This window comes from Evansella cellulosilytica DSM 2522 (assembly GCF_000177235.2).
GTDB classification, from domain to species: Bacteria; Bacillota; Bacilli; order Bacillales; family Salisediminibacteriaceae; genus Evansella; species Evansella cellulosilytica.
Genome location: NC_014829.1, coordinates 808,414 through 820,773, shown reverse-complemented (window position 1 = coordinate 820,773; position 12,360 = coordinate 808,414). Strand labels below are relative to the sequence as shown.

The following is a 12,360-nucleotide window of genomic DNA, read 5'->3' as shown; positions in this document are numbered from 1 at the left end:
AGATTATTTACTTAGATGTAGAAGGTTAGGTGATTTACATGTTTTTTCATCCAATGGATTTTTGGGTGAGTTTAGAGCATAAAATTTTCTATAAATATAACCGTTTCATACCAGAACACTTAGAGAAGGAATTAATGGATGCTGCAATTTCAGCTTCTCAACTAGATAAAAAATGGAAACCATTCATAAAGAAATGCCCAAATTAAAAGTAACATAAGTGAAATATATGAACTAAACATGAACAACGAGCAATATCCTATACCTCGCGATTTTATAAACACGTTACTACAACAAAATAGACAGTAATAAGAAATTGCCCTGTCTCAATCATTCAAGTTAAAGAAGGGAATATGAGATGACACTAAACAATGTAACAATAAATAGTACAGATACTAAAACAGAAAATATAGCGCAAAACATTTCTCTCGTTCATTTTAAGGATTTATGCACAAACATTAACTTTACTAAAAGGAATGTGATCGTGAGCTTTCGTTTCATGTCTGTGGAAGTGGCTAACTACATGTTAAATAACATGACAAAGGATTCCATTCTTATTGTCATTGAACAAAACAGACATGAAGCAGAGCTTTTAGCTTCATCTGTTCATGATCATCGTCTAAAAATCCATCATGATAGTCCAGAATGTATTGATTTTATTATACAAAGGTACAATGAAAAGGTAGATTATGTTATATCGAGCCTAGTATTTTCAAATATTAGTCCTCTGATCGCCGAAAATATTGTTATGAAAACGAGAGAAGCATTAAAAGAAACAGGTGTCTTTCTTCCTTATGAATCTTTTGAACACGTTCAAGGACAAGAACTAAAACAGCTTTTAGAAAAACATTTTTCACTAACAGATGAAAGCTACTTAATGAAAAGTACACCTCCGTTAAGATTATATAAAGCAATGAAATAAATAGCTTTAAGGAGTGATTGAAATGGGTTTGTTTAAGTCTGAAACACAGTCCAGCTACGTGAAGAGAGAGCTAGATAAAATAAGAGACGTTATTAAGCCTTACGTTAAAAAGAGTAGTTTGTTCTCTTTTATTTCTTTTCCTATGATTATATTTTCTATCATTAATTTATTTGCTCTTGTCACTAACTTCGCTCTCACTGGTGAGATTATACTTATCATCGGATTATATGCACTAATGGGTGCATTAGGGATGGCATTTTTGAAGGAATCACAACATTTAAATAGAAAAATTCAGCACAATAGCTTTGAATATATATTAGAAAGAATTAAAAAAAGTGACTATTTAACAGATTTCCAGAAAGAAACATATTTAGAAAACATGGAGAAGTCGCCACACAAAGGGATTGCTATATTTTCTGAGTTTCTTGAACAAGAGGAACAGCGAAAAAAGAGCTTATAAGTAGAATGTAAAAAACTATTCCGCGAGAAAGTTATATCATGCTATGTTTGTTAGCTTTCTCACTTTTGACTATACAGTTTCTCGCCGCTTTCATAGCAGACTAAAAGGAGTCCGCCTAAAAACTAACCCCCTTTCCTTTTAGTCTGGTGGCTTGAATGTTTCAGTTTTTGTCCAACTCCTCTTAACGGTTAACACCTCGTTTTCACCATTACATTACATACAAACTTAGAGAATTATCGTTTGTTTAGTAAGTGCTTCATCATAAACACAGATATCCAATAAGCGATGAAAGGGTGACCCCATATATAAAAATGGAGTCACCCTCATCAGCAATAGCTTTATTTCATTATTTTACAAACATCATTCGTAAATTCAACTGGGTCTTGAATTGGTAAACCTTCAATAAGTAAAGCCTGATTATAAAGTAAATTCGTGTAGAGACTTAACTTGTCTTTATCACTTTCAAAAGCATCTTTTAAGGAATTGAATACGTCATGTTTAACGTTTATTTCTAACACTTTATCTGCTTTGACATTTTGATTATCAGGCATTTGTTGTAATACTTTTTCCATTTCTATCGTCACTTCACCGTCTGCTGTTAAACAAACAGGATGAGACTTCAAACGTTTTGATGCGCGTACCTGTTTTACTTTGTCAGAAAGGAGGGACTTCATATGGTCAAACAATTCTTTATTTTCTGTTGCGTCCTTCTCTAGCTCTTTTTTCTCTTCCTCTGACTCTAATCCTAAGTCACCACTCGATACGGATTTAAATTCCTTTTCCTTATAGTTCAAAAGCATTTTAATTGCAAACTCGTCAATATCTTCAGTAAAGTAAAGAATTTCATAACCCTTATCAGCAACTAATTCAGTTTGTGGTAGCTTTTCAATTCTTTCATTAGATTCGCCAGTTGCATAGTAAATGTACTTTTGATCCTCTGGCATTCTTGATACATAGTCATCTAATGTCACCAGTTTCTTCTCTGTTGAAGAGTAAAACATTAATAAATCTTTTAAGTCGTCCTTATTTGCACCAAAGTCACTATAGACACCGTATTTTAGCTGTCGACCAAACGACTCATAAAATTTTTCGTATTTTTCTCTATCGTTTTTAATAAGGCCTTGCAGTTCACTTTTAATTTTATTTTTTATATTTTTGGCAATCAGCTTTAACTGCCGATCATGCTGTAGCATTTCTCTTGAGATGTTAAGCGACAAATCTTCTGAGTCTACCATCCCTTTCACAAAGCTAAAGTAGTCTGGGAGTAAGTCCGCACACTTTTCCATAATCAACACGCCACTTGAATAAAGCTCTAGCCCTTTCTCAAACTCCTTCGAGTAATAATCAAACGGCATGTTTTCTGGAATGAAAAGGATTGAGTTATATCGTACGACTCCATCTACACTAATATGAATGTGCTTTAACGGCTTGTCAAAACCATAGTGCTTCTCTTGATAAAAGTTTTGATAGTCCTCATCAGTAAGCTCGCTCTTATTTTTTCTCCAAATTGGTACCATGCTATTTATCGTTTGCTCTTCTTCTACCTCTTCGAATTCGTTATCAGCATCTTCCTTTGGCTTACTCACCTTTACATCCATTTTAATTGGATAACGAATGAAGTCTGAATATTTTTTGATGACCGCTTTTAAACGGTATTCCTCTAAAAACTCGTCATAGCTTTCATCATCCGTATTGTCTTTTACCTTTATTGTGATTTCTGTTCCTATCTCGTCTTTTTCAGTTGGTTCTATCGTATAACCATCAGCACCGTTAGACTCCCATTTATAGGCCTCGTTACTTCCTAGCGCTTTCGTGATGACTGTTACGTTGTCGGCAACCATAAAAGCAGAATAGAACCCAACACCAAATTGACCAATAATGTCGTGACCGTCTTTAATTTCATTTTCGTTTTTAAAAGCTAGTGAGCCACTTTTTGCAATCGTACCAAGATTACTTTCTAGCTCTTCCTTCGTCATACCTATCCCTGTATCTGTAATCGTCAACGTCCGATTTTCTTTGTCCGCTGATATTTTTATGTAGTAGCTATCCTTATTAAAAGTTAATGAATCATCCGTCAGCGCCTTATAATAAATTTTATCCATCGCATCACTAGCGTTAGAAATTAACTCTCGTAAAAAGATCTCCTTTTGTGTATAAATAGAGTTAATCATCATTTCTAATAATCGTTTAGATTCGGCTTGAAATTCTTTTTTTGCCACTGCCATTGATGGTTCTCTCCCTTCTGTAATATAAAAATATTTTATCCTTTCATTATTAGCACTTAAACCTACCGAGTGCTAAATCTATTTAATATTTTACATAATCACATTTCTATGTCAACATATGTACCTATTTTTCTTCATGTCCTTTTACGTGTAAATCGTCACCTATTAGCTCAATTTCAAATTTCCCATTAGAAACATTTACTATTGTTAAACTTGTCCCATTGATAAACGGGCCATCCCACATGTTTTCAAACGTCTTTTTCTTCTCAAATATATTCAATAGGATACGAATAACAACAGCATGAGTAACAATAAGTACACTTCCACTTTCATAACTGGTTATCATTGTATCAATAACTTTCTGGACTCTCATTCTTAAATGGCTAAGACTTTCCGCTTGATGAGGCAGAGGATCATACAAATGAGAAGCATTCCAAAAACGAGAAAAATTGTCTTTAGACTTTGTCTCGATCTCCACTGATGTTAAGCCTTCCCAATCGCCAAAAGATATTTCTCTTAAGTTCTCTTCCTTTATAATAGGAATCCCTTTATTTTTACTAGAGATTAGCTGAGCTGTATGAAAGGCACGTTGGCTAGTGCTAGAATGTATTGCATGAAAGTTGATGTTTTTCAATCTCTCCCCTAGAGCAATAGCATTAGCTACTCCTTTTTCAGTTAACTCGGAATCCAATGCTCCCTGGAGCCTTTTCTCAATATTCCACTTCGTTTCTCCGTGCCTTGTTATAAAAATCTTTACCATATTAGTTATCCTTTCATACGTTTAAACACATTATTTTCTTCCCATTCCTCGATAATACGTTGTGGTAGTCTGAGACGTAATTCTTCCTCATCAGCCCATATGTACTCAGAATGCTCATCAGATAACGTTACCTCCTCCCCCTTTGTTACACACAAATAGACGAGAAGGATAATTTGTCTATGTAGATCTGTTTTAAATGTCGTCGCATATAGAAGTTCCTCGACTTTAGTGTCCAGACCTATTTCTTCCTTTGACTCACGTTGAAGTGCTTCTTCTAATTTTTCATCAAATTCAATTTTTCCACCGGGAATTTCCCATTCTCCAGCACCTGATTGTTCTTCTAGTGAACGTTTTAATAGTAGCACCTTTCCTTTATGATAGATTATTCCCTTCACTGCTACTATCATCTGCTGATCCGTTAGCACGTCATATCCCCCCTTCACCCACTATTCCTCCTTTAGTATATCTTAAAAAGCCCCTAACGACCTTAGCCTTCACATTAGTATATTTTAATTTATTGTTGTATCATTGTATAAAGATAACGTGGAGGTCAATCATGAATAACTATAAAAAATTTGAGGCAAGCTTTGATGTTTTCATATTGTTATTTGGGGTCATTGTGATTATTTCTTCCTTACTAAATGTCTTTGATACGGATAGAGCACATATGTACGCTATTATAGGGGCTATACTTTCAATAGGTAGTGGGTATCGCCTTTACAAAGTAAAAAAGTTGACAGAGAAAAAATAAATATATATTGCTGCTCTTTACTCAAAATGTGTACAGAAATTACCACAGCTAATAAAATGGTCAGCTGTTGACTTCACTAACTTTTCCCCCTATACTATAAAAATGTAATTGGTATGTATAGCAACTTTTTTTCATTGTGAGGGATTCTTTTGAGGCTATCATTAAATGATTATATTAGTATTAAGATCCACCAAACTGATTTGCACTTAACGAGCTATATCAAAAATAAATTAGAAGCATTCAACATAGCACCAGAGCAGAATTTAATTATGCTTCTTCTTTGGGAGAAAGATGGACAAAGTCAGCATCAAATTTCCCAAAAGCTAAAAAAAGACAAAACGAATATCGCTCGCATGGCTGTAAACCTTGAACAAAAAGGTTTCGTTCATAGAGTTAACTGCAGTGAAGATCGCCGTTCCGTTAAATTATTTTTAACACAAGAAGGTAGAGAACTTGGTGAAAAAGTAATTCCGATTGCTGAAGATTTTAATGATAAAGTGATCCACGGAATTTCAAAAGAAGAACTAAAGCTACTGGAAGAAACATTAACGAAAATAAGTAAAAATGTGGATTGCCTTTTATAGCTTTCCGTATCATATATTGTTGCTACAACAACTTTTTTTGCGTATTTAGTTGCTATAACAACTATTTATATACTACATCTTGGAGGTTTTAACATGACAAACGTTTTATTTATCAAAGCAAACAATAGACCAGCTGATCAAGCAGTAAGTGTAAAGCTTTATGAGGCTTTCTTACGTAGCTATAAAGAAGCAAATCCGCAAGATTCCATTACAGAGTTAGATTTGTTCGAAGAAAATCTAGCTTATTATGATGCTACAGTTATTAATGCAATGTTCAAAGCAGGTAATGGCATGGAATTAACACCTGAAGAAACGGCAATTGCTAATAATGTAAATGGCTATTTAGAGCAATTTTTAGCTGCTGACAAAGTAGTTATTGCATTCCCACTTTGGAACTTTACTGTACCTGCTGTACTACACACGTATTTTGATTATTTATCACAAGCTGGTAAAACATTCCGTTATACTGCAGAAGGTCCAATCGGATTAGCTGGAGATAAAAAGGTAGTTTTATTAAATGCTAGAGGTGGTATTTATTCTGAAGGACCTGCGCAAGCTGTCGAGCACGCAGTAACATATGTGCAAGCAGTATTAGGGTTCTGGGGAATCCAAAATCCTACAACAGTCATTGTTGAAGGTCATAACCAATTCCCAGACAAAACAGAAGAAATTGTTGCAGCTGGTATTGAAAAAGCAGAAACGATAGCTAAAAACTTTTAATAGACACACAACTAAGGTTGGACGAGAGGATTGCAATATGTAGTCCTCTTTTACATATAAAATTATTCTATGCTGGAGGTATGTAAAATGTATGATGTAATCATTATTGGAGCTGGACCGGCTGGTGCTAGTGCGGCGCTTTTCACTGCAAAGGCAGGTAAGAAAACGCTTCTAGTTGATAGCGACAAAAGCTTAACGAAAAGAGCATGGGTAGAGAATCACTATGGTGTTGATGGTATCGAAGGTCCTACACTTCTCGAGACTGGAAAAAAACAAGCTGTTAAACATGGCGCAGAATTTGTAGGGCAAGCAGTAACAAATGTGGAGAAATCTGCGGAAGGGTTTACAGTTGAAACTGAAGGACAATCATTTGAAACGAAGCATGTCCTGTTAGCAACTGGTGTCTTAACTGACGTTGCTGAAAAGCTCGGCGTGACTTTAATTGATGGAACTGAACCACGCATTAAAACAATTGTAAAAGTTGATAATGATGGAAAAACAGGTGTCGATGGTGTTTGGGCAGCTGGTACTGTTGCGGGTGTAAGTGTTCATACAATCATAACTGCCGGTCACGGTGCTGCAGTTGCCATTAATATCATTAGTGAGTTGAATGGTGAGCGTTACGTTGATCATGATTTATTAAGCTAATAAATAAGAAAAGGATGACTCAAGGTCATTTTTGAGGGCACTGAAAAAGTGGTGTTTTTTCACTTTTTCAGTGCCCTCTTTTACACTTTCACCTTAACTATTTCTATTTTTAATGATTTTTATAGGGAAAAACTGGATACTTCAAATGATTGCTAGGTGTATGATCTGGACTTACAATATGTTTCTTCTCATTACAAATCTGTGGAACAGGGATGCTACCGCTTCCATTATAATAGTTTAGTATATTATTAGTTCCCATAAAACACCTCCTAATGTAATTATACAGAATTTTTAAACTAAAATGTTTATTTTGTTTTTTTCTAGAAGCTATTGTGGCTTTTTCCTAATTCATTTAATAGGGATTGCTTGCTGTTCTCGCACCTTCTTATAACACCACATTTATACACTTCTAAATAAATAAACAGTTCATCACTCTCAACTTTTTGAGAAAATGAACTGTTCAATTATGTAGGTGTTGATAAGCTAGTAAAAGTACCGGCAATGGCTACACTCGCCGTGCGCCTACTATAAGAGCCTATAGTGTGCTTTTAGCTGACTGCGGCGGTTCTAAACATTGCATAAGCGAGACTCAATAGGTAAAATCAAAGAGCACTGAAAAAGTGATGCTCTTTCACTTTTTCAGTGCCCTTTAAAATGCCCACTATATGTACAGCTTTAACGATAATTAATAAATTGAACATCAATCGATAAATTCGCTTCTTTAACTGCAGCAATAATTGCTTGCAAGTCATCTCTATTTTTACCACTAACACGAATTTGATCATCTTGAATTTGACTTTTTACCTTTACACCACTATTTTTTATAATTGTGTTAATCTTTTTCGCCTGTTCCTTATCAATGCCTTGCTGAATTTTTGCACGCTGACGTACAGTTCCGCCCGAAGCACCTTCTAACTTTCCATATTCTAATGCTTTTACAGATACGTCTCTTTTTATCAACTTGCTAAGTAAAACATCCTTTAGTTGCTCAAGTTTGTACTCGTCATCAGATACTAATACTAGCTCTTCTTCGTCTACTGAAATGCTACTTTTACTCCCTTTGAAGTCATAACGATTTTGAATCTCTTTTGATGCCAAAGAAACTGCATTTTTTACTTCTTCCATATTTACTTGTGAAACGATATCAAACGAACTATCCTTCGCCATGTGTAATACCTCCATACTATTATATAGCTTTATTATATTGGAAAATGATGGGGAAATACAACTTCTAACGGGTTTTTTATAACCGTTCGGGAGGGTGCTCCTTCTCTCAAGGTTTTTTTAACTTGTTTCTTGGCCACTCAGGAGGGCGTTGCTCCTCTAACTGGTTTTTAAACTTAGGTTCATAGCCACTCAGGAACGGTCTCCTCTTCTAATGGGATTTTAAAACTCAATTCATTACCACTCAGCCATATCCTCCAGTCAAGTCCTTACTTATGTGTAAAAGTAAAATACAATGTTTTAACCTGTATATAATAAATTCTACCGAAGGTAGAATGGGTCTTTTAGGTTTTGAACTTTCAGGGGTTGCCCCCCGAGGGGGGCAAAAATTTTCCAATTAATTCTATATTTTTTATTTCACTTTTTCTTCCATGTTTAAAAAGACATTTCTGGCGTTCGCATATGTCTGGTCAATATCCATTAAAATCGCCCCTATTAATCTAGTAGCAGAGGCTAAATTAGGAAAAATTTTAATTGTTTTTTCCCTTTTGCGAACTTCTTGGTTCAGTCGTTCAATACTGTTACTAGTACGTAAGCGAATATGGTGATGCGCAGGATACTGGTAGTATTGGGTTGTATCATCAAAAGCTTCATCTAATAGCGCCATGGCTGATTCATACTTTTTTTCTTCACCATAAGCATCTATCAGTTTATTTTTACGTTCTCTTGCCTGATCGAGCGTAGGGGCGTCAAAGATATCCTTGATTTGTGCCTTCATTTCTTTGGATCCTTTTTTAGGTAACAACCCTACCACATTGCGGGACAAATGAAAATAACAGCGTTGCCACGACGTTCCAGCAAAACTAGACCTGATTGAAGAAACAAGCCCAGCGTGGGCATCAGATATCACAAGCTGAGGTCTCTGAAGGCCTCTGGCCTTTAACTCGTCGAAGAACTCAGTCCACGTATCTTTGGATTCACCATTTGAAATTTTCATACCTAGTACTTCTCTCTTACCGGCAGAAGAGACACCAGTAGCGATGTGCAGCGCTTTGGAGACGACTCTATCGCCTTCTCTGACTTTGATATACATGGCATCGGCATAGACATAAGGGAAGTGTTGAGTATTTAATGGACTGTTCCGCCATTTCTCCACCACTGGATCCAACTCTTTCATCAGTTCAGAAACAAGAGATTTGGAGACTTTTTTCCCACAGAAGTGATGGACGACTTTCTGAACATTTCTCGTTGAAACTCCATTTACAACCATCTCAATCATAGCAATCATAAATGCCTGGTCAATACGCTCGTATTTCTTAAATACTGATGGACTGAATTCCCCATCTCGCGTTCTTGGAACATCTAATAGGAGCGTTCCAGCAGAAGTCATTAGTGAACGACTATATGAGCCATTTCGATAACCCTTACGTTCTGAAGAACGTTCATATGAATTAGCCTGTATATGTTCCTCCTGTTCTTTCTTCATGAGTTCATTAAGCGCTAATGTAGCTGAAGCTTTCACGGTAGCTTCAAGTGTACTTTCCTGAATTTTTTCTTTAAGATCTGCTAAATCTAATGTAAAATTGATTTGAGTCACTATCATTACCTCCCTGTTTGTTTTTTTGGTCGAAAACATTGTAACATGGGGTACTTGATAGTGGCCCTTTTCTTTTTACACAATTATATGGACTTAATCCCACACATTAAAAAAAAGTTTGTCCCAAAGGTAAACACCTTCAGGACAAACTCAAACCCTATTTAGATTTCACCGCATCCTCTGCAGCACGGTTTAATTTATTTATTAATTCATTTAGCATTTCATCTGAGAATTTCTCAGAGTTAAATGCCACCATGCCTCTAATTGGCATATAGCGCATCATCGCCATAAACATGTCGTAGCCATCGTCCCCTTCTTTTATGTTAGCGAAAGGACCTTCTGTCATTACGTTTGCCATATACTCTTGGAAAACTGGTGCCAACTCTGGGTGTGCAAGTATGTCCCCGGCTGTTGAATTACGATGAACCTTAAATGGCAAATCAACAGTAGATGTAACATGGACTGTTTCAGATAATACAATATCTTTAGAAGATTTTCCAACTAGCAACTCAAAGTCTCCCGTTTCAACATGCCAATCTTGAATTTCTGTATTATAGTAAGCAAAGGAACGCTTATCTAGTGAAAATTGTACTTGCTTCTCCTCACCTGGCTTAAGTTCCACTTTCTCAAAGCCCTTTAATTCCTTTTCAGGGCGAATGACATTACTTTTCACATCTCTTACATAAAGCTGAACAACATCTTTCCCAGGAACGGAACCAACGTTTTTCACTGTAACTGTAATGTCTATCGATTCTTCATCAGTAATGTTACTTTTAGACACTTGTATATTTGAATACTCAAATTGCGTATAGCTAAGTCCAAACCCAAATGGGAACAATGGCTCTACCTTTTTCGTGTCATAATAACGGTAGCCAACAAATATCCCTTCCTTGTATTCTACCTTATCCCCTTCACCTGGGAAGTTTAAGTGAGATGGATTATGCTCGAGCATTTGTGGGAATGTTTCAGCAAGCTTTCCACTTGGACTCACTTTTCCGTATAGTAAATCAGCAATGGCACCTGCAGTAGCTTGACCACCTAAGTACCCTTCCAAAACAGCCTTTACATTTCCTAGCCAAGGCATTTCAATAGGTGAGCCATTACTCAAAACGACAACTACATTAGGCTGTACTTTACTAACCTCTTCTATGAGTGCACGATGATTATCAGGAATGCGTAAATGCTCTCTATCATAGCCCTCAGACTCAAAACGATCAGGAAGACCAACAAACAACACTGCAGTATCAGCATTTTTTGCTACTTCTATCGCCTCATCTAGTAAGGATTGATCTGTATCGTTGCTATCTAATGTGTATCCCTTAGCGTAAGAAATATTGCTTTCATTTTCAGCAAGCATTTTCATTTCATCTAAAGCATTTTCTAATTTCGTAGGATTTATATGTGAGCTACCACCACCTTGAAAACGTGGTTTCTCAACAAATTCACCAAGTATTGCAATTTTACTATCCTTTTGAAGCGGTAAAACATTCTCTTCATTTTTTAATAAAACCATTCCATCACTTGCTACTTTACGTGCTAGTAGGTGATGTTCATCCTTATCGTAGCTTGCATTCTCTTTTTTGTTATCAACATATTTAAAAATTATTGTTAATAGACGTTCTACCGCTTGATCAAGCGTCTCCATTAATAACGAGCCATCCTTCACTGCCGCGACAATTTTTTTGTCTCCTAGCCCATTACTGGAAGGCATTTCAAGCTCCAAGCCAGCTTTTAGAGCGTCTACTCTTTCATTTACAGCACCCCAATCGGATACTACGAAGCCTTCAAATCCCCATTCATCTCTTAAAATTTCAGTTAGTAGCCTTTCACTTTCAGAAGCATAAACACCATTGACTCTATTGTATGAACACATCACTGTCCATGGCTGTCCTTCCTTAACTGCACCTTCGAAGCTTGCTAAATAAATTTCTCTTAACGTCCTCTCGTCGATAACAGCATCTACAGACATACGACGGTGCTCCTGATTGTTAGCTGCAAAATGCTTTAAAGAAGTTCCAACACCTTGACTCTGTACACCTTTAATATGGTTTGCTGCCATTTCAGTTGATAAGTATGGATCTTCTGAGAAATATTCGAAGTTACGACCACATAAAGGGGAACGCTTAATATTTGCCCCAGGTCCTAATAAAACTGCCACATCCTCTGCCTGACATTCTTCACCTAAAGCTACGCCTACGTCATAGATTAGTTTGCGATCCCACGTACTAGCTAAACCAACCGCTGATGGAAAACAAGTAGATGGAACACTATTATATAATCCTAAATGGTCAGCCCCTTCCTGTTGTTTCCTCAACCCGTGTGGGCCATCCGTTACCATTACTGAAGGTATCCCTAATCTTTCAATTCCTTTTAAATGCCAAAAGTTTAATCCAGAGCATAAGCCTGCTTTTTCTTCTAACGTCATTTCTTTAATTATCTCTTGTATTTTCCTAGTCAATTTTGCTCCTCCTTCAATTTAGTTCTCACATAAATTAAAAGCGTTTTCATTACTAGAATAGTAAAACTTATGGT

14 protein-coding genes are annotated in these 12,360 nt (G+C 36.2%); 7 read left to right on the top strand and 7 right to left on the bottom strand.

Features of this window, described 5'->3' with window-relative positions:
• The first annotated feature begins 38 nt into the window (after positions 1-38).
• The 3 genes from BCELL_RS22430 to BCELL_RS03720 all read left to right on the top strand — a co-directional run bounded on the left by BCELL_RS22430 (position 39) and on the right by BCELL_RS03720 (position 1,379).
• On the top strand, positions 39-206 hold the full coding sequence (locus BCELL_RS22430; RefSeq protein ID WP_157184169.1) for a hypothetical protein: 168 nt from the start codon (positions 39-41) through the stop codon (positions 204-206).
• A gap of 149 nt (positions 207-355) precedes the next feature.
• Positions 356-919 carry a hypothetical protein gene (locus BCELL_RS03725; protein ID WP_013487340.1) on the top strand — a complete coding sequence of 188 codons (564 nt, stop codon included), beginning with the start codon at positions 356-358 and terminating at the stop codon, positions 917-919.
• Between the two features lie 22 nt (positions 920-941).
• Positions 942-1,379, top strand: a complete 438-nt coding sequence (locus tag BCELL_RS03720) for a YwnF family protein (protein WP_013487339.1) — start codon at positions 942-944, stop codon at positions 1,377-1,379.
• Positions 1,380-1,717: 338 nt separating this feature from the next.
• On the opposite strand, the gene htpG is transcribed toward BCELL_RS03720, so the two are convergent.
• The 3 genes from htpG to BCELL_RS03705 form a co-directional block, all read right to left on the bottom strand.
• Positions 1,718-3,598, bottom strand: a complete 1,881-nt coding sequence (gene htpG, locus BCELL_RS03715) for a molecular chaperone HtpG (protein ID WP_041808594.1) — start codon at positions 3,596-3,598, stop codon at positions 1,718-1,720.
• A gap of 130 nt (positions 3,599-3,728) precedes the next feature.
• Complete coding sequence (locus tag BCELL_RS03710) at positions 3,729-4,364, bottom strand: histidine phosphatase family protein (RefSeq protein ID WP_013487337.1); 636 nt, start codon at positions 4,362-4,364, stop codon at positions 3,729-3,731.
• Positions 4,365-4,369: 5 nt separating this feature from the next.
• Positions 4,370-4,807, bottom strand: a complete 438-nt coding sequence (locus BCELL_RS03705) for an NUDIX hydrolase (RefSeq protein WP_013487336.1) — start codon at positions 4,805-4,807, stop codon at positions 4,370-4,372.
• A 113-nt stretch (positions 4,808-4,920) separates the two neighbouring features.
• Here BCELL_RS03705 and BCELL_RS03700 point away from each other — a divergent pair, with 113 nt between their 5' ends.
• From BCELL_RS03700 to BCELL_RS03685, 4 genes are all read left to right on the top strand, one after another.
• Positions 4,921-5,115: a hypothetical protein gene (locus BCELL_RS03700; protein ID WP_013487335.1), complete on the top strand. Its 195-nt coding sequence runs from the start codon at positions 4,921-4,923 to the stop codon at positions 5,113-5,115.
• Positions 5,116-5,264: 149 nt separating this feature from the next.
• Positions 5,265-5,699 carry a MarR family winged helix-turn-helix transcriptional regulator gene (locus BCELL_RS03695; protein WP_013487334.1) on the top strand — a complete coding sequence of 145 codons (435 nt, stop codon included), beginning with the start codon at positions 5,265-5,267 and terminating at the stop codon, positions 5,697-5,699.
• A 93-nt stretch (positions 5,700-5,792) separates the two neighbouring features.
• Complete coding sequence (locus tag BCELL_RS03690) at positions 5,793-6,419, top strand: FMN-dependent NADH-azoreductase (RefSeq protein WP_013487333.1); 627 nt, start codon at positions 5,793-5,795, stop codon at positions 6,417-6,419.
• 87 nt (positions 6,420-6,506) lie between these two features.
• Entirely contained in the window at positions 6,507-7,067 is a 561-nt protein-coding gene (locus BCELL_RS03685; protein ID WP_013487332.1) for an FAD-dependent oxidoreductase, read from the top strand.
• Positions 7,068-7,176: 109 nt separating this feature from the next.
• Here BCELL_RS03685 and BCELL_RS22425 read toward each other — a convergent pair whose 3' ends face one another.
• From BCELL_RS22425 to BCELL_RS03670, 4 genes are all read right to left on the bottom strand, one after another.
• Positions 7,177-7,326: a hypothetical protein gene (locus tag BCELL_RS22425; protein WP_013487331.1), complete on the bottom strand. Its 150-nt coding sequence runs from the start codon at positions 7,324-7,326 to the stop codon at positions 7,177-7,179.
• 416 nt (positions 7,327-7,742) lie between these two features.
• Positions 7,743-8,234, bottom strand: coding sequence for a YajQ family cyclic di-GMP-binding protein (locus BCELL_RS03680; protein ID WP_013487330.1), 492 nt, complete (start codon positions 8,232-8,234; stop codon positions 7,743-7,745).
• 409 nt (positions 8,235-8,643) lie between these two features.
• Entirely contained in the window at positions 8,644-9,828 is a 1,185-nt protein-coding gene (locus BCELL_RS03675) for an IS256 family transposase (RefSeq protein ID WP_013487329.1), read from the bottom strand.
• A 157-nt stretch (positions 9,829-9,985) separates the two neighbouring features.
• Complete coding sequence (locus BCELL_RS03670) at positions 9,986-12,286, bottom strand: glycoside hydrolase family 3 C-terminal domain-containing protein (RefSeq protein ID WP_013487328.1); 2,301 nt, start codon at positions 12,284-12,286, stop codon at positions 9,986-9,988.
• Positions 12,287-12,360 lie beyond the last annotated feature (74 nt).

What these genes read in the sequence shown, in the direction of transcription:
- BCELL_RS22430 (WP_157184169.1), top strand. Translation starts at nt 39, where the DNA reads ATGTTTTTTCATCCAATGGATTTTTGGGTGAGTTTAGAGCATAAAATT.
- BCELL_RS03690 (WP_013487333.1), top strand. Translation starts at nt 5,793, where the DNA reads ATGACAAACGTTTTATTTATCAAAGCAAACAATAGACCAGCTGATCAA.
- BCELL_RS03680 (WP_013487330.1), bottom strand. Translation starts at nt 8,234, where the DNA reads ATGGCGAAGGATAGTTCGTTTGATATCGTTTCACAAGTAAATATGGAA.
- BCELL_RS03710 (WP_013487337.1), bottom strand. Translation starts at nt 4,364, where the DNA reads ATGGTAAAGATTTTTATAACAAGGCACGGAGAAACGAAGTGGAATATT.
- BCELL_RS03700 (WP_013487335.1), top strand. Translation starts at nt 4,921, where the DNA reads ATGAATAACTATAAAAAATTTGAGGCAAGCTTTGATGTTTTCATATTG.
- BCELL_RS03720 (WP_013487339.1), top strand. Translation starts at nt 942, where the DNA reads ATGGGTTTGTTTAAGTCTGAAACACAGTCCAGCTACGTGAAGAGAGAG.
- BCELL_RS03685 (WP_013487332.1), top strand. Translation starts at nt 6,507, where the DNA reads ATGTATGATGTAATCATTATTGGAGCTGGACCGGCTGGTGCTAGTGCG.
- BCELL_RS03725 (WP_013487340.1), top strand. Translation starts at nt 356, where the DNA reads ATGACACTAAACAATGTAACAATAAATAGTACAGATACTAAAACAGAA.
- BCELL_RS22425 (WP_013487331.1), bottom strand. Translation starts at nt 7,326, where the DNA reads ATGGGAACTAATAATATACTAAACTATTATAATGGAAGCGGTAGCATC.